Origin of the sequence: Nocardia sp. NPDC023733, from assembly GCF_040639775.1 — a bacterium.
GTDB classification, from domain to species: domain Bacteria; phylum Actinomycetota; class Actinomycetes; order Mycobacteriales; family Mycobacteriaceae; genus Nocardia; species Nocardia rosealba.
In genome coordinates, this window is sequence record NZ_JBFAAN010000002.1 from 624,839 (window position 1) to 649,425 (window position 24,587).

Below are 24,587 nucleotides of genomic sequence, written 5' to 3' on the forward strand. Positions count from 1 at the left end.
CGAATGATTTCCGGCCGCCTTCTTACGTGCGGAAATCGTTGTGTCACATGCCCGAAACAAAAGGGCTGATCTCACCCCTGTGACCGGGGCGGCGTGAGAAACCGTTGATTCAAGCGCAATTTCCCGCAGCATTTCGGCAATACCCATTTCCTACCGTTGGGCCATCGCACTTTTGGGAGGCCCAACTTGAGCACGCTGAAGCGTAACCACGACATCGAGCACTGGGATGCCGAAGATGTCGCGGCCTGGGAGGCCGGCGGCAAGGACGTTGCCAAGCGCAACCTGATCTGGTCGGTGATCGCCGAGCACATCGGTTTCTCGGTGTGGTCCATCTGGTCGGTGATGGTGCTGTTCATGCCCACCGACAAGTTCGGCATCGATCCGGCGGGCAAGTTCTTCCTCGTCGCCATGCCAACGCTCGTCGGCGCGTTCCTGCGCATTCCCTACACCGTGGCAACGGCCCGCTTCGGTGGTCGCAACTGGACCATCTTCAGCGCGTTCCTGCTGCTCGTCCCGCTGCTGCTGACGCTGTACTTCGTCAACCAGCCGGGCACGTCCTACACCACCTTCCTGATCGTCGCCGCGTTCGCCGGCTTCGGTGGCGGCAACTTCGCCTCCTCGATGACCAACATCAACGCCTTCTACCCGCAGCGGCTCAAGGGCTGGGCGCTCGGCATGAACGCCGGCGGCGGCAATATCGGCGTGCCGGTGATCCAGCTGCTCGGCCTGCTCGTGCTGGTCACTCTCGGTGGCGACTACGCCTACGTGATCTGCGCGGTCTACCTGGTCCTGGTCGGTGTCACCGCGGTCGGTGCCGCGCTGTACATGGACAACCTGACCAACCAGAAGGCCGACATGTCCTACATGCTCAAGGCCCTGCGCGTGCCGCAGTCCTGGGCCATCGCCTTCCTCTACATCGGCACCTTCGGTTCGTTCATCGGCTACAGCTTCGCCTTCGGCCAGATCCTGCAGATCAGCTTCAAGGCCGGTGGTGACACCGCGACCCAGGCCGCCATCCACGCCGCCTCGATCGCGTTCATCGGTCCGCTGCTCGGTTCGCTCGCCCGCCCCTACGGCGGCAAGATGGCCGACCGCATCGGTGGCAGCAAGGTCACCATCGCCACCTTCGGCGCCATGATGGCCGCCGCGCTGGTCGTGATCTTCGCCTCGACGCTGGCCGACCGCAACAACGGCATCGCCACCGGATCGACCATGACGATCCTGGTCGCCGGCTTCATCGCCCTGTTCATCCTGTCGGGTTTCGGCAACGGCGCCGTCACCAAGATCATCCCGTCGGTGTTCGAGGCCAAGTCCAAGAGCCTGCCGCTGCCGCGCGCCGAACAGGCCGCCTGGTCGCAGAACACCTCCGGCGCCCTGATCGGTTTCGTCGGCGCCATCGGTGCCCTCGGCGGCGTCGGCATCAACATGGTGCTGCGCTCCTCCTACGCCAGCACCGCCTCGGCGACCACCGCGTTCTGGGTGTTCCTCGCCTTCTACGTGGTCTGCGCCGCGGTCACCTGGACGGTGTTCCTGCGCCGCCCCCGCGCCGCCGTCGACTCCGATGTCGTGGCCGAGGCCGAATCCCTGGTCCTCGAGGCCGAATCCAGCACTTCGTCGGCTCGCTGACAACCGACCACAATCCAGGAGGTCACTCTCATGAACAGCACTCGCAAGACAGTGGTCGTGGTCGGCCACGGCATGGTCGGACACCGCTTCGTCGAGGCCCTTCGCTCGCGCGACGACGCCGGACAGTGGCGCGTGGTCGTGCTCTCCGAGGAGAAGCTGCCCGCCTACGACCGCGTCGGCCTGTCCTACTACGTCGGCAACTGGAACCCCGACGACCTGGCGCTGCCGGGCAACATGTACTCCGGCGACGAGCTGGTGGAGCTGCGGCTCGGCCAGCGCGGCGAGTCCATCGACCGCGCGGCCAAGACCGTCACCACCTCCACCGGTGACGTCATCGCCTACGACGCGCTGGTGATGGCCACCGGTTCCTACGCCTTCGTGCCGCCGGTGCCCGGCCACGACCTGCCCGAGTGCTTCGTCTACCGCACCATCGAGGACCTGGACGGCATCCGCGCCGCGGCCGAGAAGGCCGGCCCCGGTGCGCACGGTGTGGTGATCGGCGGTGGTCTGCTCGGCTTGGAGGCGGCCAACGCGCTGCGCCTGATGGGCATGACCCCGCACGTCATCGAGTACAACGACCGCCTGATGCCCGCCCAGGTCGACGCCGGTGGTGGCGCGATCCTGGAGAAGCTGGTCTCCGACATCGGCCTGAACGTGCACACGGGCGTCGGCACCGCCAAGATCGAGTCGATCGAGGAGGAGACCGGCGGGGTCAAGCTGCACCTGTCCGACGAGTCGGAGATCCACGCCTCGCTGGTGGTGTTCTCCGCCGGTATCCGCCCGCACGACTCCGTCGCCAAGGAGGCCGGGCTCGAAATCGGCCCGCGCGGAGGCATTCTCACCGATCTGGGCCTGCGGTCCTCGGACCCCGACATCTACGCCATCGGTGAATGCGCCGCCGTCGAAGGTGTCTGCTACGGCCTGGTCGCCCCCGGTTACACCACCGCCGAGATCGTCGCCGACCGCCTGCTCGGCGGTGCGGGCGAGTTCCCCGGTGCCGACATGTCGACCAAGCTGAAGCTGATGGGCGTCGACGTGGCCTCCTTCGGTGACGCGCACGCCACCACCGAGGGCGCGCTGTCGGTGGTGCTGCACGACGCCGCCAAGGGCACCTACGCCAAGCTCGTCGTCTCCGACAACGCCGAGATCCTGCTCGGCGGGATCCTCGTCGGCGACGCCTCGGCCTACGCCGCGCTTCGCCCGCTGGTCGGGCGTCCGCTGCCCGCCGACCCGGCCTCGCTGATCTCCCCGGCCGGCGCCGAACTGGGCGCCGACGCGCTGCCCGACGACGCGCAGATCTGCTCCTGCAACAACGTGAGCAAGGGCGCCATCTGCGGCGCCATCGCCGAGGGCGCCTGCGATATCCCGGCCGTGAAGGGCTGCACCAACGCGGGTACCTCCTGCGGTGGCTGCGTGCCGATGATCAAGAAGCTGCTGGAGCAGTCCGGTGTCGCGCTGTCGAAGGCGCTGTGCGAGCACTTCGAGCAGTCGCGTGCCGAACTGTTCGACATCGTGAACGTCACCGGTATCCGTACCTTCTCGGAGCTGATCGCCAAGCACGGCAAGGGTTCGGGCTGCGATATCTGCAAGCCGACCGTCGCCTCGATCCTTGCCTCCACCTCGAGCGACCACATCCTCGAGGGCGAGCAGGCCGCGCTGCAGGACACCAACGACCATTTCCTGGCCAACCTGCAGAAGAACGGCACCTACTCGGTGGTGCCGCGTATGCCCGGTGGTGAGGTGACCGCCGAGCAGCTGATCGTGATCGGCGAGGTCGCCAAGGAATTCGACCTGTACGTGAAGGTCACCGGTGGTCAGCGCATCGACCTGTTCGGCGCGCGCGTCGAACAGCTGCCGCTGATCTGGAAGCGCCTGGTCGACGCGGGTATGGAATCCGGGCACGCCTACGGCAAGTCGCTGCGCACCGTGAAGAGCTGCGTCGGTTCCACCTGGTGCCGCTACGGCCAGCAGGACTCGGTCGGCATGGCCGTGCTGCTCGAGAAGCGGTACCGCGGCCTGCGTTCGCCGCACAAGCTGAAGCTGGCCGTGTCGGGCTGCGCGCGTGAATGCGCCGAAGCCCGTGGCAAGGACGTCGGCGTGATCGCCACCGAGAACGGCTGGAACCTCTACGTCGGCGGCAACGGTGGTCTCACCCCCAAGCACGCCGTGCTGCTCGCCGGCGACCTCGACGACGAGACGCTGATCCGCTACATCGACCGCTACCTGATGTTCTACATCCGCACCGCCGACCGCCTGCAGCGCACCGCGCCCTGGCAGGAGGCACTCGAAGGTGGCATGGACTACCTGAAGGCCGTCGTGTGCGACGACAGCCTCGGCATCGCCGCCGACCTCGAGGCCGCCATGGCCAAGCACGTCGACGGATACAAGGACGAGTGGGCCGCAGTGCTCGAGGACGAGAACAAGCTGTCGCGCTTCGTCTCCTTCGTCAATGCCCCTGACGAAGCCGATCCCACGATCGCCTTCGACGAGAGTGGCGAACGCAAGGTGCCAGTGCTTCTCGGTCTGCCCGGCATGCCTGCCGGTGTTGGCTCCGACACAGCAGCAGCCGGGAAATAAGCGCTTAACCCTGTGGAAACAGGGCGCCTGTACCAATAGGTAAGGCGTTCGGAGGAGGAACCGATGACCGTTATCGACACACCCACCATCACCACCGAGACCACGACCTGGACCCAGGCGTGCCGACTCGATTTCCTTATTCCGGGACGCGGCGTTGCGGTCCTGCTCGACGGCGGCAAGCAGGCCGCCCTGTTCCTGCTACCCGACGGCACGCTGGCCGCCGTGGGCAATGTCGATCCGTTCGGCCGGGCCGCGGTCATGTCGCGCGGCATCGTCGGCGACCGGGGCGGGGTACCCGTGGTCGCCTCGCCCCTGCTCAAGCAGGCCTTCTCGCTGATCGACGGCCGCTGCCTCGACGACGAGACCCAGTCTCTGCCGGTATATGCCGTGCGGCTCGACGCCGGCATCGTCTCGGTGTCGAACGAACCGGTGACTTCATGAACTCTGTGCCCGAAGCGGGACCCTGTCTCGCCGGTTTCACCATCGGTATCACCGCTGCTCGTCGCGCCGAGGAATTCGGCACCCTGCTCACCCGCCGTGGCGCCACCGTGGTGAGCGCGCCCGCCATCCGCATCATCCCGCTCGCCGACGACACCGAACTCGAGCGGGTCACCGAACAGCTCATCGCCGACCCGCCCGCCATCACCGTGGCCACCACCGGCATCGGTTTCCGTGGCTGGATGGAGGCCGCCGAGGGCTGGGGGTTGGCCGAGACGCTGCGTGACACCCTCGCCGCCACCCGCATGCTCGCCCGTGGGCCCAAGGCCAAGGGCGCCATCCGGGCCGCGGAACTGCGCGAGGAGTGGTCGCCCGCGTCCGAGTCGTCGGCCGAGGTGCTCGACCACCTGCTCGCCGAGGGCGTGGAGGGCGTGCGAATCGCCGTGCAGTTGCACGGCGCGACCACCGAGTGGGAACCGGTACCCGACTTCTGCGAGGTGCTGCGCTGCGCGGGCGCCGATGTGGTCCCGGTGCCGGTGTACCGGTGGGAACCGCCCGCCGATCGCGGGCCGATGGATTCGATGATCGACTCGATCATCTCCGGCAGCCTCGACTGTGTCACCTTCACCAGCGCCCCCGCCGTGGCCTCACTTCTCATGCGCGCCAAGGAAACCGGACTGCTCGAGTCGGTGCTGCACGCCCTGCGCGGGCGCGTGCTCGCCGCCTGTGTCGGCCCGATCACCGCCGCACCGCTGGAAGAACTCGGCGTGCCGACGACCATGCCCGGCCGGGCACGGCTCGGTGCGCTCGCCCGCCACGTGGCCGAGGAGCTGCCGCGCCGGGCCAACCGGATCTACGCGGCCGGGCACCACATCAGCGTGCGCGGTGGCTGCGTTGTCGTCGACGGTGAGGTGCGTCAGCTCGCGCCCGCGCCGATGGCGTTGATGCGGTCGCTGGCGCGTCAGCCCGGGCGGGTGGTCTCGCGCGAGGATCTGCTCTCGGCGCTGCCCGGCGGTGGCGACGACACCCATGCGGTGGAAACCGCGATCGCCCGCCTGCGCGCGGGACTCGGCACACCGAAAGCCATTCAGACCGTGGTGAAGCGCGGTTATCGACTCGCTCTCGACGCGGCCGACTGCTCCGACGCGCCGTCGCGTCCGCCGGTGCAGCCGCCGCACGCCGCGGGCATCGGCACGCCCGCACGGTCGGCGCGGACCCAGACGATCGGGGTGTGGTGAGCGCGGCGCGGCCGGGTGAGCCGGCCCTCGTGCTCGTCGCGCACGGCACCCGCAGTGCGCGCGGGGTGGAAATGATCGCGGCCCTCGCCGACGCGGTCGGCACCGAACTCGGCCGCGGCATGGACAACACCGGCCCGAACCCGTTGCTGCGCACCGCTTTCGTCGATGTGCTCGGCCCGTCGCCGTCGGAGGTGCTGCGTGATCTCGACGGCCCGGCCGTGGTGGTTCCGGCGTTCCTGGCCTCGGGATACCACGTGTACCAAGACGTTCCGCGTGAGGTCGCCGAGAGCGGCCATACCGCCGTGGCGGTGACTCCGGCCATGGGTCCTGATCCCGCACTGACCAGGATCATGGCGATGCGCCTGCGCGCGGCTGGTTGGCAGCCCGGTGACGCGGTGGTCTTCGCAGCCGCCGGTTCGTCGGATTCCCGTGCGCGCCAGGATATTCGGCGTGCGGCCGGGATGCTCGCCGAGCAGCTCGCCGCACCGGTTCGGATCGCCTACGTGGCCACCGGCGCCCCGCGCGTACCGGAAGTCGTTGCTGCCCTGCGCGAATCGGGCTCGCAGCGAGTGTTCATCGCGTCGTACCTGCTGGCCCACGGCCTGTTCCATCAGCGCCTGCACGACGCGGGCGCCGATGGCGTCGCCGAACCGATCGGCGTCCACCCCGCGGTAGTCCGTCTCATCGCCGACCGCTACCGCACCGCCGCTCACGAACTCGTCCGCGCGAACGTCCACTAGGACTTGCGCTTTCGGGCACGCCGCGAAAACACGCGCGATCGTCCGTTACTGTGCTGTGCCCGCCGTCGTCCGCCGGCGGTTCCGCACCAGCAGTCGTCCGCTGGGTGTGTCGCACCTGCAGTAGTCCGCTAGGCGTTCCGTACCGGCGGTCGTCCGCTAGGCGTTCCGTACCCGCGGTCGTCCGCTAGGCGTTCCGTACCCGCGGTGGTCCGTTACCGTGCCGCTGTCTGGGCCGCAGCTGGTGGCATGGTGCGAACCTCGGCCGCGGCTCGGGCCAGGGCGGCGATGGCCGGTGAGCGGTCGTCGGCAGGCCAGGCGAGCACGGTGGTGATCTCCGGGGCGTCGAGGACGGGCACCGCGACATGGTCGGGCCACTGCCAGGCGCGGCTCGAAGCCGGGATGACGAGCAGGGTCTTGCCGAGCGCCACGAGCTGCGCGAGTTGTGACTGGGTGCGCACTTCGGGCCCGGGACCGTCGGGGTAGGAGCCGTCGAGCCGGGGCCATCGCGCGATGGGAAGACCGGGCACGTCGGCCACGTCCGCGAGGGTGAGCTGTGGACGCGCGGCGAGCGGATGTCGTGCCGGGAGGAGGGCGACCTGGCCCTCGGTGCAGATGTCTTCGGTGTCGAACCCGGCTAGGTCATCGACCGGTCGGTGCATCAAGGCCACGTCCGCGCGCCCGTTGCGCAGGAATCGTGCCTGCTCGCCGACCTCGCACAGGAGAACTTCTACCGGTGCCGTATCGGTGCGGGCCGCCGACGCGGCGAGAAGCCGTTGCAGCAGCTCGTGCGACGCACCGGCTTTCGTCACCAGCACCAGGGGTCGCTGCCGATCCGCCGCCCGCCGGGTCCGTCGGGCAGCAGCCGCGACGGCGTCCAGGGCCAGGCGGGCTTCGTGCAGCAGCACATCGCCCGCACCGGTCAGCGCCACGCCCCGCCGGTCCCGGTCGAGAAGCTGGACGCCGAGCCGACGTTCCAGCTGCCGGATCGCCCGCGAGAGCGGCGGCTGCGCGATCCCGAGCCGCTGGGCAGCACGCCCGAAGTGCAACTCCTCGGCCACCGCCACGAAGTACCGCAGCTCACGGGTCTCCAGGTCGTCCACGCGCCCACTGTATCCACCCGGTGATACCCGGCGGGTATCTCGAGGTACCCGATCACTATTGGACGCAACGGATATCGCGCGCCGAGCATGGAGTGCGTGAACAACACCAGGACAGCGCTGGTCACCGGCGCGAACAAGGGCATCGGCTTCGCCATCGCCGAAGGTCTCGGATCTCTCGGCTTCGCGGTCGCGGTGGGAGCGCGCGACGAGACCCGACGTGGGGAGGCCGTGGCGCGGTTGCGTGCCGAGGGCATAGACGCGTTCGGCGTCGCCCTCGATGTCACCTCCGACGAGAGTGTCACCGCCGCGGCCGCGAGCATCGAGGAACGAGCCGGGCGACTCGACGTGCTCGTCAACAACGCCGGGATCGCGGGCCGGTTCGAGGACGGCGCACAGGACCCCACAACCCTCGACCTGGGTGTCCTGCGCACGGTCCTGGAAACGAACGTGTTCGGGGTGATTCGGGTGACCAACGCGATGCTCCCGCTGCTCAGTCGTGCCGCCGCGCCCCGGATCGTCAACATGTCGAGCAATATGGGCTCGCTGACCCTGCGGACCGGGCCGGTGATGGCCGCCTACGCACCGTCCAAGTCGATGCTCAACAGCGTCACGGCCCAGTACGCTCGCCGGTTCGCCGACACGAACATCATCGTGAACCTGGCCTGCCCCGGCTACGTCGCCACCGACTTCACCGGATTCGCCGGGGAACGCACGCCCGAGCAGGGCGCCGCGATCGCCCTGCGCCTCGCCACCCTCCCCGACGACGGCCCCCGAGGCGGCTTCTTCGACGACCAGGGAACCGTCGCCTGGTAGCTGTGCGCAGGTGCGACGGGGCACCGCTTCGGAGGCGGCAGTGGGGTGCCGGTCGCGATAGGGTGGTGTGGTTTCCATCGAAGGGGGTACCCGGTCATGTCCGGTTCGGACGACAAGCAGTACGCGCAGGAGCCGAACGAACTGACGTCGTACCCCGCCGACGAAGTAGCCGTCCCGCAGCCGCCTGCCCCAGCAACCGCGGCGTTCGCGCCGGGTCAGCACCCGTATGCGCCGGGTCAGCCGCAGACACCTACGCCCTCTTCAGCTCAGCCTGTGCCCGGGCAGCCGATCGGCGGGCAATTCGCGCCTGGCGCTGCTCCGGGGCAGTCCTATGTTCCCGGCCGGCAGCCGGGCGGCCAGACCTATCCGCCCGGGCAGGCGATCGGCGCGCAGTTCCCGCCCGGCGCCGCTACGGGGCAGCCCTATGTGGCTGGGCAGCAGCCGGTCGGGCCGGGGTATTCGCCTGCACCGTATCCCGCGTATGTGCCCGAACCGGCGGAGACCGAGCCGCGGGTGGTTCCGGAGAACATCCGGATGGCGTTCATCGTGATGCTGGTCGGGGCGGCGGTGTCGTTTCTCGGTGGGGCGTATTCGCTCACCGATATCGACACCGTTCGCACGACCCTTCTCGACTCCTCCGATGGCATGTTCCGCGGCTCGAGTCTCGATGTCCTCGTGTACGCGACGGTCGGTGCGACGGTGGTCGGGGCGCTGATCACCGTGGGGCTGTGGATCTGGATGGCGTTCGCGTGCCGGGCCGGGAAGAACTGGGCGCGGATCACCTCGACGGTGTTCTTCGGGTTGAACGTGCTCTCGACGCTCTACGCGGTACTCGGGGTGGTGGCGGACCTGGGGGTCACCGCGGGTGCGCTGGCATTCAATCTCGCGGGTTTCGCCGTCGGGCTCGGAGCCGTTGTGCTGCTCTGGAACCCGAAGTCGGCGCCCTTCTTCGCACCTGCCCGCCCGGCCTACCCGCAGTACCCGCTCGCGGGACCCCGCTGACCAGCGGCGCTGTTAGGCTCGAACAGTGGCGCGCACCAAGGAATTCGACCCCGATGTGGTACTGGGCCGCGCACTCGATCTGTTCTGGGAGCGCGGATACGAGTCGACCTCGATGGCCGATCTCACCGAGCATCTCGGCATAGCAAGGGGCTCCATCTACGCCACCTTCGGCAACAAGCACGACCTGTTCATGCGGGCACTGCAGCGGCACCTGGAGGTCGTCGACGAACGGGTCACCGCGCAGCTGTCCGTGCCCGGCCCGGCGCTGCCCGCCGTCCGCGCGCTGATCGACGAGTTCGTCCGGGAGTCGTGCGCCGAGGACCGTTTCCTCGGCTGCCTGGTCACCACATCGGCGGTGGAGCTGGCCGCCCGTGATCAGGAGGTCGCCAGGGCGGTCGAATCCAGTTGGGCGCGTACCGAAACCGCCCTGACCGGCGCCCTCACCCGCGCTCGCGCGCAGGCCGAACTCGCTCCCGACAGCGATCCACGCGCCCTCGCCCGGTTCTTGCTCGTCTTCCTCCAGGGTGTCTGGGTCCTCGAACGCACCCCGAACGCCGCCGCCCGCCTGCGCGACGCCAACCGCATCGTCACCACGCTCCTCAGCTGAGGCCGCCTGCGTTCGTGCGACACCGCTGTAGCTCGGAAGTCGGTTCGTCGACGATTCACCGAACCGTGGCGAAGTTGGCGCGATAGACACTCGGCGGCACACCGAGCTGACGGATCATGTGCTGGCGCAACGACTCCGCCGTCCCCATCCCGCTGTGCCGGGCGACCAGTTCGATCGGCAAAGTCGTGGATTCGAGCAGTTCGCGCGCGCGATGAATGCGCTGATGCAGCAACCACTTCTGTGGACTGAGCCCGGTTTCCTCGTGGAACCGCCGGGTCAGCGTGCGCACACTGGTCCGGGCATGCGCGGCGAGATCGCGCAGCGACAGGGGAGTGTCGAGGCGCTGCATGGCCCAGGCGCGGGTGGCCGAGAGCGAGAGATCGTCGTCGGGCGGTAGTGCGGTGTCGACGAACTGGGCTTGCCCGCCCGGTCGCACCGGCGTCACCACGGCGGCCCGGGCGGCCGCGTTGGCGACGGTGGCGCCGTAGTCGGTGCGGATCAGGTGCAGGCACAGGTCGATCCCGGCCGCGGCCCCCGCCGCCGTGGTGACCGGCCCGTCCTCGATGAACAGCGCATCGGCCCGCACCGAGACCAGCGGATATGCCGTGGCCAGTTCCTCGGCCAGCCCCCAATGCGTTGTGGCGGTGCGCCCGTCGAGCAACCCCGCCTGCGCGAGAACGAAGGCGCCGCTGCAGATCGAGGTGACGTGCACACCACGCGCGACGGCCGCTCGCAGCGCGGCGAGGGTGACCGGGTCGGCACCGGTGCGACTGCCGGTGCTCGGCACGATCACGGTGTCGGCCTCGTCGAGCACCGCCAGCCCGTGCCGGACGACCACGTCGAATCCGCCTGGCGTGGAGGGCAATACACCTGGTTCCGCCGTACAAACCACCACCCGATACCCGGGTTCGCCGTCGACGAGCACCGAACCCATCAGGGTCTCGGGCATGGACAGGTCGAACGCCTTCACCGGCGCGACGGCGACCACCGCGATCGTCTTCATGGCCCGATCCTTGGGATAGCTGGCATTCCGGCCACTAGTGTAACCCCGTCCCGCCCGGCATCGTTGAACGAAACGTCCTGCTGGGAAAGGAAATACCGTGTCCTTGAATGTGATCGTCGGTCGTGGCGGCGTCGCGACAGCCACCGCACTGCTGCTCGCCGAAGCGGGGGAGCGGGTGCGCATGGTGAGCCGAGGCGGGCTCGGCCCCACCCACCCGAACGTGGAGCTGATCGCGCTCGACGCCACCGACACCGCCGCCCTGACCGACCTCGCCCGAGGTGCCCGCACCGTCTTCAACTGCGCCATGCCCGCCTACCACACCTGGCCGGAAACCCTTCCGCCCCTGTTCGATTCGATCAGGGCCGCGACCGAAGCGGCCGGCGCCGACCTGGTGCTGCTCGGCAACCACTACGCCTACGGACCCGTGGAGGGCGTGGTGGACGAAACCGCCCCGCTCGCGGCCACCGGTGCCAAGGGCCGTGTTCGCGCCCAGGTGTGGACCGACGCGCTCGACGCCCATCGGGCGGGCCGGGTCCGCGTCACCGAGGTGCGCGCGGGTCAGTTCGTCGGTGTCGGCGCCGTCTCCCTGTTCTCCCTGCTCGTGCAGCCCGCGGTCCTGGCGGGCGAACCCGCGAGCGTGCCGCAGGGCCTCGATCTCGCGCACGCGTTCACCGTCGTCGACGACGCCGCACGGGCACTGGTCACCGTGGCCGGTGACGATCGTGCGTGGGGTCGCGCCTGGCACGCCCCGGTCGTCACGACGACCATCCGTACCCTCGCGACCCGTCTCGCGGAGCTCGCGGACGCACCGGCTCCCGTGCTCACCGAGATGACCGACGACGAGATCCTCGAACTCGGCCGCGACGACCCGTTCTGGCCCGAACTGCTGGAGACCGCGCACATGTCGCGCCGCGACTTCCTGGTCGACGACACAGCTGTGCGCACCACCTTCGGCCTCACCGCCACCGGCATCGACGACGTCCTCGCCGGCATCGTCCGCGCCGCCCGGGTACCGGCCGAAACGCCGTAGCCCACCCATATCGGACGACACGGACACAATCGCGGTCAATGCAGGGTATCTATGGATCGATGCGGCACACTCGTGCGCATGCGTCGGCTGTTGTGCTGTCTGCTCGTCCTGCTCGGCTGCGGTGTGGCCTACTCACCTGCGGCATCGGCGAATTCATCGATCCTCGAGGTCCGGCCGCTCGGCGGCAGGCAATTCGAGGTCGTCGTCCATTCGGCGGCGATGAACCGGCCGATCACCCTGTGGATGTCGCATCCCGGTCCGGGCGCGCCCGCGCTGTATCTGCTCAATGCCGTCGACGGCGGGGAGAGCGGCGGGCCGTGGATGCGGCGCACCGATGTGGTCGACTTCTTCGCCGACAAACCGGTGAATGTGATCGTCCCGATCGGCGGCCGGGCCAGCATGTACACCGACTGGCAACGCGACGACCCGGTTCTCGGCCGCAACAAGTGGACCACCTTCCTCACGAGCGAGCTGCCTCCGCTGCTCGACGACCGCTTCGGCATGACCGGCGCCAACGGCGTCGCGGGACTGTCGATGTCGGCCACCTCGGCACTGAACCTGGCCATCGCCGCCCCGGGCCGCTACCGCGCGGTCGGCGCCTTCAGCGGTTGTACCCAGACCGCGAATCCGCTGGCCCAGACCCTCGTCCGTTCTCAGCTCGCCACCTTCGGCGCCAATGCCGACAACATGTGGGGCGGCCCTGGCGACCCGGCCTGGGTGGCCAACGATCCGGTGCTGCACGCGGATCGGTTGCGTGGCACCTCGGTGTACCTGTCCTCGGGCAACGGTGCCCCCGGCCCGCACGAGGCGCTCAACGATCCGAGCATCGCGGGCAATGTCGGTGTGCTGCTCGACCGGGTCCTGGTCGGCGGCACGATGGAAGCCGTCGTCGGCAGCTGCTCGGGACCGCTGGTCGGTCGCCTCGGTCAGCTCGGCATCCCCGCCGATGTCCGCTTCCGGGCCGCGGGCACGCACGCCTGGCCGTACTGGCAGGACGACGTGCACGACTCCTGGCCGATGTTCGCCGCCGCCCTCGGCATCTGAACCACACGACGACGGCGCCACGCAGCACGTGGCGGCCGTCGTCGTGTCCGCGGCTAGCTCGCCGAACCGGTGAGCAGTCCGCCCAGGTCGGCGGAGCCGGTGCCGCCACCGTCGGGCGGGGTGGTCGGCTTCTCGGAGACCTGCACGGTGACGGTCTTGGAGCTGATGAGTTCCTGCACCGCCTTGATCTCGTGGGCGCCGGGCGTGGACGGTGTCCAGCTGATGGTCGCCTTGCCGTCCCTGACCGCAACCGGCTCGCCGATCTGCGTGCCGTTGTCGGTGAAGGTCACCTTGAACAGGAACGAGGTGGCGGTGACGTCGGCCGTCACGGTGTAGGGAGTGCCCACGTAGTGGGTGGTGCCGCTCACCGCGATGCTCTGGACGAGCGCCGAGGCCTGCGGTGCCGTCAGCACGGCGGCCGCCGCGATCGCGGTGAAAGCCGTGAGGCCGAAGCCGGTGCGCCGTGCCTGGTAGGTCTGCATGGTGTTCTCCTGTGTCGAGCTGTGGTGAGCGCGAGATTAGCCAGTCGGTTCGGCCGCGGTCCGCAAAACAGAAAAAGAGGTGTTTAAAATTTGGGGAGCCGGGAAAGCCGGGCGCAATCTGTCGGTGTCCCGGCGCATACTCGGCCCATGGCATACGACGAGGAACTCGCCGAGCGGATCCGGGAGATCGTCTACCCTCGGGCCGATCTCGCCGAGAAGAAGATGTTCGGTGGGCTCGCGTTCCTGATCGGCGGCAACATGGCCGTCGCCGCCAGCGGACAGGGCGGGTTGCTGGTGCGTGTGGACCCGGCCGAAGGCGACGCGCTGCTCGACGGATCCGCGGTGTCGCCGATGGTGATGGGTGGCCGCGAGCTCAGCGGCTGGTTACGCGTCAGCGCCGAGGCGGTCGATGACGATGCGTCGCTGCGGGACTGGGTGACTCGCGGCGTCGCCTTCGCCGAAGCCCTGCCCAGCAAATAGTCGGCCACCGCCGATTTCACCCGCCTCGGGTGAGGTGCGAACCGGGCACGAACTGCCAGACTGACACCATGTCCGGGCCGCTGCGCTATCAATTCGTCCTCGAGGGCGAACTGTCCGATCGTGTGCTCGCGGCGTTTCCCGAGCTCATTCCCAGCGATCATGCGGCAGCCGGGACAACGACGCTGTTCGGCACGCTCGCCGACAGCACCGCTGTGCGGGGGATTCTCGCGCGCATCGACACCCTCGGCCTCACGCTGCTCGAGATGTCACGCCTGCCCGACTGAGGTGGCGGGGCGGACCACGCAAAGAGCCTGCGTCGATCTGGTAACGAGCACGTCGAGATGTCGTCACCAGCAAACTCGTGGCGCCCGAGTGGCCTACCGTCGAACTCGCACACGATGTCGGGGGCAGGTGAGAACTCGAGTTCAGGAGGCTCGTGATGGCACGCTCCGCGATAGCTGTGGCCGGCCGTGGGACCGAGGACCGAGTTCCCGAACTGTCTTTCGCTCCCGTCCGCTGTGACGCGGCGACCGCGGCCTTCGACTGCGCCCGCACCGCGCCGGGGCACGTCGTACTGGTGTGCGGACCGGCAGGCAGCGGCAAGACCGTGGCCATGGTCGACTGGGTGAACACCGCTCGGCCCGCGCCGCGGCTGGCCTGGCTGACGGTGAGCACCAGCCCCGGCGCCGACCTGCTCGCCGCCGTCGCCCGGGCGCTCGACCCGACGGCCGCCACCGTTCCCGACGGTGTCCTTCGCACGCCTGCCGACCGTGCCGCCGACCTCGTCGCCGCACTCGCCGACACCGAGGAGACGGTCCTCGTCATCGACGATGTCCACCTGCTCACCGACCCGCTGCAACTCGCGGGTCTGGAGTACCTGCTCACCCGGTTGCCGCCGAAGATCACCGCGCTGCTCGGTGGCCGTTTCGAACCGCCGCTGCGCTGGCACGTGCTCGACCTGGCGGGCAGGCTCACCCGCCTCGGCGCGACCGAGCTGGCCATGCCGCCGGATCGCGTCGCACAACTGCTGGCCCAGCACGACTGCCACCTCGACGACACCGAACTCGCCGCCCTGCACGAGCTCACCCGCGGCTGGGCCGCACTGGTCCGGATCGCCGCCATCTCGCTGGGCACCGACGACCGGAGCACCGCCCTCACCGCGCTGGCCGCACCGACCCACGCGGTCGCCGACTTCCTCTTCGCCGAACTCATCGAGACGCTGCCCCCACGCACCGTCGAATTCCTGCTCACCACAGCCGTTCCCACCCGGTTCTGTCTGCCGATGGCCGAGGAACTGCTCGGCCTGGACGCGTCGCGCATCCTCGACGAACTACTGCGTGCCAGTTTCCCGTTGCACACGGTCGCCACCGACGGACAGCTCTGGTACACCTATCACCCGCTGCTGCGCGCCTACCTGCTGGCCGAGGCCGCGCACACCAGGGCCGAACGCCTGCCGGGGTTGCACCGTCACCTCGCCGAGTGGTTCACCGGCGCCGCCCTGCCCGGGTGCGCACTGGACCATGTGCTCGCCGAACCGGGTGCGCCGGGGCTGGCGTCGTTCCTGTGGGAGTGGGGCGTACGGATGGTGCTCGACGGCAGGGGGCATCTGCTGTTGCACGCTCTGGATCAGGTACCCGGTCTGTCGGACGACACGTTCGTCGGGTTGTTGCGCGCCGCCGTCGCGGTGGAAGACGGTGAGATCGCCGCAGCGGAAGTGTATTTGGAGGCGGCCCATGTGGGTTCGTGGCCGGGGTCGGCACTGGTTCCGGCCGAGTGGATCGCCGCCCTCGATCATGCGGTGAGCGCCGGTGTGGCCGTGCTGGCGGGTGATTCGGCGTCCATGCGGTGGCCGTTGCCGCCGGTCACCGGGCAAACCGATCTCGACTGCTATGTGGCGCTGCACTGCGGTGCGGCCGAAGTGTTCGGCGGCCGGATCGTCAGCGGCACAGCGGCTTTGCGGCATGCGGTCGTGTACGCCGAGGAGGCAGGACTCGGACGCGTCGCGGTACGGGCACGCACCGCGGTCGCGGCGGCATCGGGGATCACGGGCCGGGTCGGCGAGCTGCGGGTGCTGGCCGCACAGGCCCTCGAATGCGCTGATCGCTACGGGCTCACCGGGTCGTCGGAGGCCGCGATGGCCCGGGTGACCGCCGCCTACGGCGCGCACCGGCAGGGTTGCGCTTACGGCAAGCCGCTGCCCGACCTGTCGGCCGACGACCTGACCACGCCGGCCCTGCTGCGACAGGCCCGCATCGTCATCGGCGTCCTCACCTTCGACGACACCGTCGACCGTGCCGCCGCGGCCACGATGCTGAGCAGACGCCTGCACCACCTGCTCGACGATGCCCCGGCGCTGCTCGGCGCCGGAAACCTCGTCACCGAGGTGCTGTGGCTGCTGCTGCGGGTGCATGCCAAGGTCGAGGCACGCGCTCTCGTCGACCACGCGACCCGGGTGCTCGGCAAGACCGTGGACACCCAGTTGGCCGAAGCCGCCCTCGCCCTGCACACCCAGCGCCCGGCCGCTGTCCTGCCGCTGCTGACACCGCTGGTGGGCGAGGTCACCGACGGTCAGGCCGTGGCCGCGTGGCTGCTCATCGCGGTCGCCGCCGATCATCTCGATCGCCCGCGCAAGGTCGAGGACGCCTTCGAGCAGGCCCTGGCCCACGCGAGTGGGGAACACCTGATCCGCCCGTTCCTCGACGTGCCCGGTGCCGCCGAACTGCTCGACCGGCTGGGTTCGCACTTCGGTCGCTACGACGCCTTCGTCGACCACGTGCGCGCCCACCGTGGCGCCATGGCCGACGCACCACGGCTCACCGACACCGAACTCGTTGTGCTGCGCCGTCTTCCGTCGGGGCTGACCGCCACCAGCATCGCCGCCGACCTCGGCGTCTCGGTGAACACGGTGAAGACGCACCTGCGTGGCATCTACCAGAAGCTCGGTGTGAACGCGCGCGGTGCGGCCATCGCGCAGGCACGGTGCGTCGGCCTGCTCTGAGTTTCACGGGGCGCGCAGCGCCGGGAACCAGACATCGGTGAGGACTTCGGCGGCCTGTTCGGCGGTCACGTCGATGGTGCCCTGCATGGCCCAGCGGGTGAAGAACCGCTCGAGCTGGGCGACGAGCAATTCGATCCGTAACCGGGCTTCGTCGCGCCGGCCCTCGGGCCAGCGGGCCAGGTAATCCGGCATGCTGTCGGCCAGCGTCATGATCCCCTCGCGGGCCAGCCTGCGGAATTCCGGTTCCACCGCGGTGGCCTCGTCCCAGGCCGGCAGCATTTCCTTGTTCACGAAGAACCAGTCGATCGCGCGGGCCATCCAGTCCGCGAACGCCGCGCGCGATCCGGTGGTGAGCACGCGGTCGAGGTCGGCGTAGACCATCCGGACGCTGGTGAGCGTGCCCTGGTTGGCGATGGCGCGCAGCACCTCGGGTTTACCGGCGAAGTGCAGGTAGAAGGTGGCCCGGCTGCAGCCCGCGGCGGCGGCGATGTCGTCGACCCGGACCGAGGAATAGCCGCGGGTCTCGAACAGTGTGCGCGCGGTGTCGACGATGCGTGCCGTGGTCAGGCGCTTGTGTTCCTCACGCAGCGAGCCCCGCTGGGCGGTGGGTTCCGGCGACATGAGGCCCATCGTAGACGGCATGCTCATTCGCTGGACGCTGTGTCCAGCGAACCGCTATCGTGTGGTGCGGGTCACGTCGGCGAGCGTGAGTCGATGAGGAGTCGTGCATGAATACACCGGAGCTGCCGAGGGTTTGCGTCATCGGGGCGGGCCCGTCGGGTATCACGGCGGCCAACCGCCTTGCCGAGTACGGCATTCCGTTCGTCTGTTACGAGACGTCCGACGAGGTGGGTGGCAATTGGTACTACCGCAACCCCAACGGCATGTCGGCCTGCTACCAGAGCCTGCACATCGATACGTCCAAGTACCGCTTGCAGTTCGAGGACTTCCCCGCGCCCGCGGACTGGCCGGACTTTCCGCACCATTCGCAACTGCACCAGTACCTCAAGGACTACGTCGACCATTTCGGCCTGCGCGACCGGATCAGGTTCAACGCGCTGGTCACCGCCGCCGAGCGGGCCGACGACGGCCGCTGGCTGGTGACGGCGGCCGGTGACACCGAGGTCTTCGACGCCCTGATCGTCTGCAACGGCCACCACTGGGACCCCCGGATGCCGGAATATCCCGGTGATTTCGACGGTGTGCTCATGCACAGCCACGCCTACAACGACCCGTTCGATCCCATCGACATGCGTGGCAAGCGCATCGTGGTGGTCGGCATGGGCAATTCCGGGCTCGATATCGCCTCGGAACTGTCCCAGCGTTTCCTGGCCGAACGGCTGTTCGTGTCGGCTCGGCGCGGGGTATGGGTGCTGCCGAAATACGTGCGCGGCCAGGTCGGTGATCGGCGGTCGATGCCCAAGTGGATGCCGCCGAAGGTCGCGCTGAAACTCAAGCAGCGCTTCGTGCGCAAGAATCGCGGTCTGATGCAGAACTACGGTCTGCCCGCACCGGATCACGAACCGTTCGAGGCGCACCCGTCGGCGAGTGAGGAATTCCTGCACCGCGCCGGCTGCGGGGATGTGGAATGCAAACCCGCCATCACCCGGCTCGACGGTGACACCGTCCATTTCGCCGACGGCTCGAGCGAACAGGTCGACGTGGTGCTGTGCGCCACCGGCTATCACATCAGTTTCCCGTTCTTCACCGCTCCGTCGCTGGTGCCGGACAGCGACAACCGGTTCCCGCTGTTCCAGATGATGATGCGGCCCTCGGTGGACAATCTGTTCTATCTCGGTCTGGCACAACCGACTCCGACACTGGTCAACTTCGCCGAACAGCAGACCAAGCTGGTCGCCGCCTACCTCACCGGCCGCTATCACCTGCCCTCGCGGGCGGAAATGGACGCCGAGGTCGACGAGCGGCTCGATGCCCGCGCCGGGCGGTACTACGATTCGCCGCGCCACACCATCCAGGTCGAATTCGAGCCGTACGTCCGCGGGCTGACCAAGGAGCTCGAGCGCGGGGCCAAACGTGCCGCGGCCGCGGGCAATACGTTGCCGGTACCCGCCCGCGCCCAGGCCGAGGCCAGCCGATGACGCGCGCAGCGGGCTTCTGCCGGGACGACTTCGCGCAGGTGCGAGCGGTATTCGACGAGCAACTCGCCACGGGCGCCGAGCTCGGCGCGTCGCTGTGCGTGACGGTCGACGGCGATCCGGTCCTCGACCTGTGGGGTGGTCACGCCGATCCCGATCGCAACGTTGCCTGGCAGGCCGACACCCTGGTGAACGTTTTCTCGGTGACCAAGACGATGACCGCGCTGTGCGCCCTGCTGCTCGTGGATCGCGGCGACCTCGACCTGGACGCACCCGTGGCCAGGTACTGGCCCGAGTTCGCCGCCGAGGGCAAGGACCGTGTCGAGGTGCGCCACGTGCTGTCGCACACCTCGGGCGTCTCGGGCTGGGAACGACCCATCGCGCTCGCCGACATCTACGACACCGAAGCCGCCGCCGCCCGGCTCGCCGCTCAGCCACCGTGGTGGGAGCCCGGCACGGCCTCGGGCTATCACGCCCTCAACTACGGGCATCTCGTCGGGGAATTGGTGCGGCGCATCACCGGTCGCACCCTCGGTGAGTTCTTCGCCGCCGAGCTGGCTGGGCCGCTCGGTGCGGATTTCTACATCGGCACCGGACCCGAGCACGCCGACCGGATCGCGACACTCGTCGCGCCGCCGCAACGCGAATTCGACATGTCCGCCCTCGACCCCGACAGCATTCTCGTCAAAACGCTGACGAGCCCGCTGCTCGATATCGCCGAGACAGCGACTCCCGCTTGGCGTTCCGCCCAGCTCGGGGCGGTCAACGGGCACGGCAACGCGCGTTCGGTCGCCCGCGTGCAGTCCCTGGTTTCGTGCGGTGGCGAGCTCGGTGGCAGGCGGTTCCTCTCGCCCGCCACGATCGAGTCGATCTTCCGCGAACAGGCCGACGGCCTCGACCTGGCGCTGCTCGCCCCGCTGCGGTTCGGCATCGGCTACGGGCTGCCGCGTCCCAAGACCTACCCGCACATTCCCGACGGCCGGGTCTGCTGGTGGGCGGGCTACGGCGGCGCCATGGTGGTCAACGACCTGGATCGCCGAATCACCTTCGCCTACACCATGAATCGGATGGCGCCCGGCGTGATCGGGTCGGACCGCTGCGACAACTATCTGAAGGCGGTCTTCGACGCGGTCGCCGGAACCGACCGTTCTCGAGGGAGGACCTCATGACCGAAGCCGTTGACCCCCAGGTGTTCGTCGCGCAGGTGGCGGGCGGGCTCACCGCGCCCGGCGCGCCCTTCGAGATGACGGTCGAGGAGGTGCTCGGTGCGCCGATGCCGGTGTTCGCGCGTCGGCGGCGCAGCCTGCGTGAGCTACTCGAGCACTCCCTGACCTGGGGTGATCGCGACTATCTCGTCACCGAGGACCGCCGGGTCAGCTTCACCGAGCACGCGGCGGCGGTCGGCGCGCTGGCGACCGCACTGGCCGAACGCCACGGCGTGGGCAAGGGTGACCGGGTCGCGATCCTGGCCGCCAACGGTCCTGATTGGGTGGTCAGCTTCTGGGCGGCGCAGTGTCTCGGGGCCGTCCCGGTGGGCTACAACGCCTGGTGGGCGCCGCCGGAAATCGCCTACGCACTCGGCCACACCACCCCGAAGGTGGTGGTCGCCGACGCGAAAAGGACTGTGCGGCTGGCCGAGACCGGCTGCGAGGTGCCGGTATCGACCTTCGAGGAGGACCTGCCCGCCCTCATCGCGGAGTACCGGGGTGCCGCGATGCCGGAAACCGAGGTGGCAGAGGACGACCCGGCCGTCATCCTGTACACCAGCGGCACGAGTGGGCGCGCCAAAGGCGTGGTGCATACCCAGCGAAACCTGTTGGCGATCACCGAATACCACCGTTTCACCGATGCGATGCAGGCCGCGTTCACCGGTCAGCCGGTCGGTGACGGCCCGAGCGAGCGCCGCTATCTGGTCACCGCCCCGCTGTTCCACATCGCCAGCCTGCACAATCTGGTGATCCCGCGCCTGGCCACCGGTGCGGCGGCGGTGTTCCCACACGGCGCCTTCGACGTGGACCGGGTGCTGGCCCTGGTCCAGCGTGAACGGGTCACCAACTGGGCGGCGGTGCCGACCATGGCCACCCGCCTGCTCGACCACGACGTGTCGGGGTACGACCTGTCGACGCTCGCGGCACTGTCACTCAACTCCGCACCCTCGGCGCCCGCCCTGCTCGAGCGGTTGCGCGAACACCTCGCCGGAGTTCCGCTGTCGCTGACCACCAGTTACGGGCTCACCGAGAGCGGCACCGCCGCCACCGTGGCGACACCGCTGGATCTGCTGGCCGACCCGGGGTCGGTCGGCAGGCCGATCATCGGGGTGTCGGTGGAGATCCGTGACCCCGACGGCGCGGTGCTGCCCGACGGTGCCGAAGGCGAGATCTTCATTCGCAGTCAGTACGTGATGCTCGGCTACTGGAACAACGAATCCGCGACAGCGGAGGTCCTCGACCACGGAAGGTGGTTGCGCTCAGGTGATTTCGGGACGATGACCGACGGCAGGCTCACCGTGTCGGGCCGACGGACCGACCTGATCCTGCGCGGTGGGGAGAACGTGTACCCCACCGAGATCGAGAACGTCCTCGTCGAACACCCCTCGGTCACCGACTGCGCGGTCTTCGGCGTGCCGCACCCCGACCTGGGCCAAGAGGTGGCGGCCGTGGTCGTCGCCGAACCGGGCGCGGTCGAGCAGGACGAACTGCGCGAGTACCTCACCGCCCGGCTCGCCTACTTCAAAGTGCCCGCACGCTGGCGGATCACCTCCGACGCGTTGCCGCGCAATGCGACCGGCAAGGTCACCCGGCGCGACCTCGCGGTGTAGGGGTGCGGTGACGGCTGTGTTCGTGTCCGTGGCGGCCCGGCGCGCGATGGCTCGGCGTCGATCTGCGACGCTGAGCTGACAAACGGGCGGTCGATCCGACCTGCCCCGCGCACAGCAGCGAGAGGGCCGACATGTCTGACGCGAAACGGATCCGCTGGGGAAAACCGCGCAAGCCGACCGACGCCGACCGCGACGCCCTGCGCGAGGACCTGCTCACCCGCGCCCGCGCGGTCCGCGCCGACGGCTGGGACACCCACCGCCCCGAGTGGACGGCAGGCCAGGTCGCGGCCGTCGCCTACCTCCTCGGCGACCTCGACGTCCTCACCGAACTCGAGGAGTCGGAAGGGACGGTCCTCAGCCGCTACGCCGCCGAACTCTTCGGCTTCCACGGCGGCCGCAAAGACATCGAAGCGGGTCTGGTCGGCACCCAGGCCTGGTTCGACACCGTTCGCAAAGCTCTCGGCGCCGGAGCCTGACATCCTGCCCGACACTGCGGGGACGAAAGCGCGAACGTGTCAGCCCGGTGGCGGGGGACAGGCCGATCGCCTCGGCCGGGACCTGCGTCGATTCAGTTCTCGTTGCCGGTGATGCGGTCGCGCAGCGTGGGGAGGCCGGGGCCGGTGAGGTCGTCGCAGTAGACGATTCGGCTCGCCATCGCCATGGTCAGCGCGATCGTCGTTCCGCGGATCAGCGGCCCGGTGCCGTGGGTGAAGGGACCATCGGTCGCCTCGAGGCGGAGGCCTTCGATGAGGGTGCGACTGGGGACGGTGAAGTCGCGCCCGGCGAAGAATTCGGCGACGGCGGTGGTCGCCTCGATCGACGGGGTGGTGGTGAGCCCGAGTGGTCGGCGGATGTCCTGGGCATGGACCACGATTTCACCGAGCCAGGCGGCGGTATCGCCAGAAGGTGCGGTGGTGCTGTCGACGATCGCCCGGAACCGTTCGAGGGTTTCGGCCGGTGCCGTCCCGAGGTGTTCGGCCTTGCGTCGCTCGTTGTGCTTGTCGAAGTCGAAGCGCGCCGCGAGAACGCTCACCAGCCAGCGCATCCGGCCGGTACTCGCACCGGCCGTGAGGTGGGCGACCACGTCTTCGACAGTCCACGCACCGCACAGCGACGGCGAACTCCACTGATCGTCGTCGAGGCGGGCGAGGTTGTCCGCGAGAGCGGCGCGTTCGGCGTGCGTCAGCGCCCAGAGCGCGGCACGGGAATCGGGCACGTGAACCTCCATGGCACCCTCGATCGCCGGGCGCCGTGGTGCCGAGCCGGCGTCCCATGATGCAGACGACGCGAATCCCGCGAATTGATCGGTCAGGAGGTTCGCAGCACGCAGCGGGTCTTCGAGTAGATGGTCGGCACGCACTCGTTGCAATGCGTGCACAGCGACAGAGTCGCCCGGTCGGACTGCCAGCGGCGGACGAGATCGGGTTCGCGGAGCAGGGCCCGGCCCATCGCGACGAAATCGAAGCCCTCGGTGCGGGCCTGTTCGGCGCCCGCCAGGTCGGTGATGCCGCCGAGCAGGATCAGCGGCATCGTCAGCTCCGCACGGAAGCGCCGCGCCTTGTCGAGCAGATAGCCGGGGCGATAAGGGTATTCGCGCAGGAATTTGCCGCCGACGAGCTGGAAACCCCAGCGCACCGGAATCGGCAGGGTGCGGGCGAAGTTCCGGCGCGGTGCGTCGCCACGGAAGATGGCCATCGGGTTGAGCAGGGAGCTACCCGCGGTGAGTTCGATGGCGTCGACGGCACCGTCGTCCTGTAGCCAGCGCGCCACCCGCAGCGACTCCTCGATCGAGAAACCCCCGCGCACACCGTCTTCCATGGTGAGTTTGGCGGTGACCGCCATGTCGTCGCCCGCCGCGTCGCGCACGGCACGCACCAGTTCCCGCGCCACCCGTGCCCGGTTCACCAGCGAACCGCCGTATTCGTCGCGGCGCCGGTTCAGCAGCGGACTCAGGAAGGCGCTGGCCAGGTAGTTGTGGCCCAGGTGCACCTCGACGGCGTCGAATCCGGACTCCCGTGCCAACCGGGCCGCCCGCGCGTGCGCTTCGACCACCTCGGCGATGGCGAGTGCGTTGGGCACCTTGGTGAACCGCATCCCGAGCGGATTGAACATCCGGCTCGGCGCCAGCGCGGGCGCCCGGTTCGACCGCGCGTTCGCCACCGGCCCCGCGTGCCCGAGCTGCGCGCTCACCGCCGCACCCTCGGCATGCACGGCATCGGTGAGCCGCCGCAGCCCCGGCACCGCCTCCGGCCGCATCCAGATCTGCTGCGCATCGGTGCGCCCACCCGGCGCGACCGCGCAGTAGGCGACCGTCGTCATGGCCACCCCACCGGCGGCGACCTCCCGATGGAACTCCACCAGCTCGTCGGTGACCAGCGCGTCGGGGGTGCGTCCCTCGAAGGTGGCCGCCTTGAGCACACGGTTGCGCAGGGTGAGGGGACCGAGGCGGGCGGGCGCGAGGACATCGCTCATCCCCGGAGTGAAACACGTTTCAA

The 24,587-nt window shown here is 69.2% G+C and carries 23 protein-coding genes; 17 read left to right on the forward strand and 6 right to left on the reverse strand.

Annotated features, from left to right (window positions below):
* The first annotated feature begins 186 nt into the window (after nucleotides 1–186).
* From AB0F86_RS14360 to AB0F86_RS14380, 5 genes are all read left to right on the forward strand, one after another.
* Entirely contained in the window at nucleotides 187–1,626 is a 1,440-nt protein-coding gene (locus tag AB0F86_RS14360) for a nitrate/nitrite transporter (protein ID WP_181699555.1), read from the forward strand.
* 30 nt (nucleotides 1,627–1,656) lie between these two features.
* Nucleotides 1,657–4,203 (forward strand): nitrite reductase large subunit NirB, encoded by a 2,547-nt coding sequence (gene nirB, locus AB0F86_RS14365; protein ID WP_181699558.1) that lies wholly within the window; start codon nucleotides 1,657–1,659, stop codon nucleotides 4,201–4,203.
* A 63-nt stretch (nucleotides 4,204–4,266) separates the two neighbouring features.
* A complete protein-coding gene (gene nirD, locus AB0F86_RS14370) occupies nucleotides 4,267–4,644 on the forward strand; it encodes a nitrite reductase small subunit NirD (protein ID WP_067491499.1) in 378 nt (125 codons plus the stop codon).
* The gene (locus AB0F86_RS14375; RefSeq protein ID WP_181699560.1) at nucleotides 4,641–5,879 is read left to right on the forward strand and encodes a uroporphyrinogen-III synthase; all 1,239 of its coding nucleotides are present in this window, start codon (nucleotides 4,641–4,643) and stop codon (nucleotides 5,877–5,879) included. The genes nirD and AB0F86_RS14375 overlap by 4 nt, the downstream gene beginning before the upstream one ends.
* Entirely contained in the window at nucleotides 5,873–6,619 is a 747-nt protein-coding gene (locus AB0F86_RS14380) for a sirohydrochlorin chelatase (protein WP_356985786.1), read from the forward strand. The genes AB0F86_RS14375 and AB0F86_RS14380 overlap by 7 nt, the downstream gene beginning before the upstream one ends.
* Before the next feature lie 212 nt (nucleotides 6,620–6,831).
* On the opposite strand, the gene AB0F86_RS14385 is transcribed toward AB0F86_RS14380, so the two are convergent.
* Nucleotides 6,832–7,719: a LysR family transcriptional regulator gene (locus AB0F86_RS14385; RefSeq protein WP_356985787.1), complete on the reverse strand. Its 888-nt coding sequence runs from the start codon at nucleotides 7,717–7,719 to the stop codon at nucleotides 6,832–6,834.
* Between the two features lie 87 nt (nucleotides 7,720–7,806).
* Between AB0F86_RS14385 and AB0F86_RS14390 the strand changes: the two genes are divergently transcribed.
* The 3 genes from AB0F86_RS14390 (at nucleotide 7,807) to AB0F86_RS14400 (ending at nucleotide 10,141) form a co-directional block, all read left to right on the forward strand.
* The gene (locus tag AB0F86_RS14390) at nucleotides 7,807–8,532 is read left to right on the forward strand and encodes an SDR family oxidoreductase (protein WP_225278921.1); all 726 of its coding nucleotides are present in this window, start codon (nucleotides 7,807–7,809) and stop codon (nucleotides 8,530–8,532) included.
* 96 nt (nucleotides 8,533–8,628) lie between these two features.
* On the forward strand, nucleotides 8,629–9,534 hold the full coding sequence (locus AB0F86_RS14395; protein ID WP_225278922.1) for a hypothetical protein: 906 nt from the start codon (nucleotides 8,629–8,631) through the stop codon (nucleotides 9,532–9,534).
* A 25-nt stretch (nucleotides 9,535–9,559) separates the two neighbouring features.
* Nucleotides 9,560–10,141 carry a TetR/AcrR family transcriptional regulator gene (locus tag AB0F86_RS14400; RefSeq protein ID WP_181699570.1) on the forward strand — a complete coding sequence of 194 codons (582 nt, stop codon included), beginning with the start codon at nucleotides 9,560–9,562 and terminating at the stop codon, nucleotides 10,139–10,141.
* A 55-nt stretch (nucleotides 10,142–10,196) separates the two neighbouring features.
* Here AB0F86_RS14400 and AB0F86_RS14405 read toward each other — a convergent pair whose 3' ends face one another.
* Nucleotides 10,197–11,144 carry a helix-turn-helix domain-containing protein gene (locus AB0F86_RS14405; protein WP_356985788.1) on the reverse strand — a complete coding sequence of 316 codons (948 nt, stop codon included), beginning with the start codon at nucleotides 11,142–11,144 and terminating at the stop codon, nucleotides 10,197–10,199.
* Between the two features lie 97 nt (nucleotides 11,145–11,241).
* On the opposite strand from AB0F86_RS14405, the gene AB0F86_RS14410 reads away from it, so the two are divergent.
* The gene (locus AB0F86_RS14410) at nucleotides 11,242–12,174 is read left to right on the forward strand and encodes an NAD-dependent epimerase/dehydratase family protein (RefSeq protein WP_356985789.1); all 933 of its coding nucleotides are present in this window, start codon (nucleotides 11,242–11,244) and stop codon (nucleotides 12,172–12,174) included.
* Between the two features lie 78 nt (nucleotides 12,175–12,252).
* On the forward strand, nucleotides 12,253–13,218 hold the full coding sequence (locus tag AB0F86_RS14415; protein WP_225278925.1) for an alpha/beta hydrolase family protein: 966 nt from the start codon (nucleotides 12,253–12,255) through the stop codon (nucleotides 13,216–13,218).
* A gap of 53 nt (nucleotides 13,219–13,271) precedes the next feature.
* Here AB0F86_RS14415 and AB0F86_RS14420 read toward each other — a convergent pair whose 3' ends face one another.
* Nucleotides 13,272–13,700, reverse strand: coding sequence for an Ig-like domain-containing protein (locus tag AB0F86_RS14420; protein WP_225278926.1), 429 nt, complete (start codon nucleotides 13,698–13,700; stop codon nucleotides 13,272–13,274).
* A gap of 147 nt (nucleotides 13,701–13,847) precedes the next feature.
* Between AB0F86_RS14420 and AB0F86_RS14425 the strand changes: the two genes are divergently transcribed.
* The 3 genes from AB0F86_RS14425 (at nucleotide 13,848) to AB0F86_RS14435 (ending at nucleotide 17,178) form a co-directional block, all read left to right on the forward strand.
* Nucleotides 13,848–14,180: a TfoX/Sxy family protein gene (locus tag AB0F86_RS14425; RefSeq protein WP_225278927.1), complete on the forward strand. Its 333-nt coding sequence runs from the start codon at nucleotides 13,848–13,850 to the stop codon at nucleotides 14,178–14,180.
* Nucleotides 14,181–14,248: 68 nt separating this feature from the next.
* Nucleotides 14,249–14,464 (forward strand): hypothetical protein, encoded by a 216-nt coding sequence (locus AB0F86_RS14430; RefSeq protein ID WP_181699582.1) that lies wholly within the window; start codon nucleotides 14,249–14,251, stop codon nucleotides 14,462–14,464.
* Nucleotides 14,465–14,619: 155 nt separating this feature from the next.
* The gene (locus AB0F86_RS14435) at nucleotides 14,620–17,178 is read left to right on the forward strand and encodes a LuxR C-terminal-related transcriptional regulator (RefSeq protein ID WP_225278928.1); all 2,559 of its coding nucleotides are present in this window, start codon (nucleotides 14,620–14,622) and stop codon (nucleotides 17,176–17,178) included.
* A gap of 3 nt (nucleotides 17,179–17,181) precedes the next feature.
* Here AB0F86_RS14435 and AB0F86_RS14440 read toward each other — a convergent pair whose 3' ends face one another.
* The gene (locus tag AB0F86_RS14440) at nucleotides 17,182–17,799 is read right to left on the reverse strand and encodes a TetR/AcrR family transcriptional regulator (protein ID WP_356985790.1); all 618 of its coding nucleotides are present in this window, start codon (nucleotides 17,797–17,799) and stop codon (nucleotides 17,182–17,184) included.
* Between the two features lie 107 nt (nucleotides 17,800–17,906).
* Between AB0F86_RS14440 and AB0F86_RS14445 the strand changes: the two genes are divergently transcribed.
* The 4 genes from AB0F86_RS14445 to AB0F86_RS14460 all read left to right on the forward strand — a co-directional run bounded on the left by AB0F86_RS14445 (nucleotide 17,907) and on the right by AB0F86_RS14460 (nucleotide 22,568).
* Entirely contained in the window at nucleotides 17,907–19,277 is a 1,371-nt protein-coding gene (locus AB0F86_RS14445) for an NAD(P)-binding domain-containing protein (RefSeq protein WP_356985791.1), read from the forward strand.
* Nucleotides 19,274–20,443 (forward strand): serine hydrolase domain-containing protein, encoded by a 1,170-nt coding sequence (locus tag AB0F86_RS14450; RefSeq protein WP_356985792.1) that lies wholly within the window; start codon nucleotides 19,274–19,276, stop codon nucleotides 20,441–20,443. Before AB0F86_RS14445 ends, AB0F86_RS14450 begins: the two co-directional genes overlap by 4 nt.
* Nucleotides 20,440–22,092: a class I adenylate-forming enzyme family protein gene (locus AB0F86_RS14455; RefSeq protein WP_356985793.1), complete on the forward strand. Its 1,653-nt coding sequence runs from the start codon at nucleotides 20,440–20,442 to the stop codon at nucleotides 22,090–22,092. Before AB0F86_RS14450 ends, AB0F86_RS14455 begins: the two co-directional genes overlap by 4 nt.
* Before the next feature lie 131 nt (nucleotides 22,093–22,223).
* Nucleotides 22,224–22,568, forward strand: coding sequence for a hypothetical protein (locus AB0F86_RS14460; protein WP_356985794.1), 345 nt, complete (start codon nucleotides 22,224–22,226; stop codon nucleotides 22,566–22,568).
* A gap of 92 nt (nucleotides 22,569–22,660) precedes the next feature.
* Here AB0F86_RS14460 and AB0F86_RS14465 read toward each other — a convergent pair whose 3' ends face one another.
* Nucleotides 22,661–23,308, reverse strand: coding sequence for a maleylpyruvate isomerase family mycothiol-dependent enzyme (locus AB0F86_RS14465; RefSeq protein ID WP_356985795.1), 648 nt, complete (start codon nucleotides 23,306–23,308; stop codon nucleotides 22,661–22,663).
* 92 nt (nucleotides 23,309–23,400) lie between these two features.
* The gene (locus AB0F86_RS14470; RefSeq protein ID WP_356985796.1) at nucleotides 23,401–24,564 is read right to left on the reverse strand and encodes an NADH:flavin oxidoreductase; all 1,164 of its coding nucleotides are present in this window, start codon (nucleotides 24,562–24,564) and stop codon (nucleotides 23,401–23,403) included.
* Nucleotides 24,565–24,587 lie beyond the last annotated feature (23 nt).

Coding starts and splice junctions, on each gene's coding strand:
- nirB (WP_181699558.1), top strand. CDS start 1,657: ATGAACAGCACTCGCAAGACAGTGGTCGTGGTCGGCCACGGCATGGTC.
- nirD (WP_067491499.1), top strand. CDS start 4,267: ATGACCGTTATCGACACACCCACCATCACCACCGAGACCACGACCTGG.
- AB0F86_RS14375 (WP_181699560.1), top strand. CDS start 4,641: ATGAACTCTGTGCCCGAAGCGGGACCCTGTCTCGCCGGTTTCACCATC.
- AB0F86_RS14390 (WP_225278921.1), top strand. CDS start 7,807: ATGGAGTGCGTGAACAACACCAGGACAGCGCTGGTCACCGGCGCGAAC.
- AB0F86_RS14395 (WP_225278922.1), top strand. CDS start 8,629: ATGTCCGGTTCGGACGACAAGCAGTACGCGCAGGAGCCGAACGAACTG.
- AB0F86_RS14405 (WP_356985788.1), bottom strand. CDS start 11,144: ATGAAGACGATCGCGGTGGTCGCCGTCGCGCCGGTGAAGGCGTTCGAC.
- AB0F86_RS14415 (WP_225278925.1), top strand. CDS start 12,253: ATGCGTCGGCTGTTGTGCTGTCTGCTCGTCCTGCTCGGCTGCGGTGTG.
- AB0F86_RS14420 (WP_225278926.1), bottom strand. CDS start 13,700: ATGCAGACCTACCAGGCACGGCGCACCGGCTTCGGCCTCACGGCTTTC.
- AB0F86_RS14425 (WP_225278927.1), top strand. CDS start 13,848: ATGGCATACGACGAGGAACTCGCCGAGCGGATCCGGGAGATCGTCTAC.
- AB0F86_RS14430 (WP_181699582.1), top strand. CDS start 14,249: ATGTCCGGGCCGCTGCGCTATCAATTCGTCCTCGAGGGCGAACTGTCC.
- AB0F86_RS14435 (WP_225278928.1), top strand. CDS start 14,620: ATGGCACGCTCCGCGATAGCTGTGGCCGGCCGTGGGACCGAGGACCGA.
- AB0F86_RS14440 (WP_356985790.1), bottom strand. CDS start 17,799: ATGTCGCCGGAACCCACCGCCCAGCGGGGCTCGCTGCGTGAGGAACAC.
- AB0F86_RS14445 (WP_356985791.1), top strand. CDS start 17,907: ATGAATACACCGGAGCTGCCGAGGGTTTGCGTCATCGGGGCGGGCCCG.
- AB0F86_RS14450 (WP_356985792.1), top strand. CDS start 19,274: ATGACGCGCGCAGCGGGCTTCTGCCGGGACGACTTCGCGCAGGTGCGA.
- AB0F86_RS14455 (WP_356985793.1), top strand. CDS start 20,440: ATGACCGAAGCCGTTGACCCCCAGGTGTTCGTCGCGCAGGTGGCGGGC.
- AB0F86_RS14460 (WP_356985794.1), top strand. CDS start 22,224: ATGTCTGACGCGAAACGGATCCGCTGGGGAAAACCGCGCAAGCCGACC.
- AB0F86_RS14470 (WP_356985796.1), bottom strand. CDS start 24,564: ATGAGCGATGTCCTCGCGCCCGCCCGCCTCGGTCCCCTCACCCTGCGC.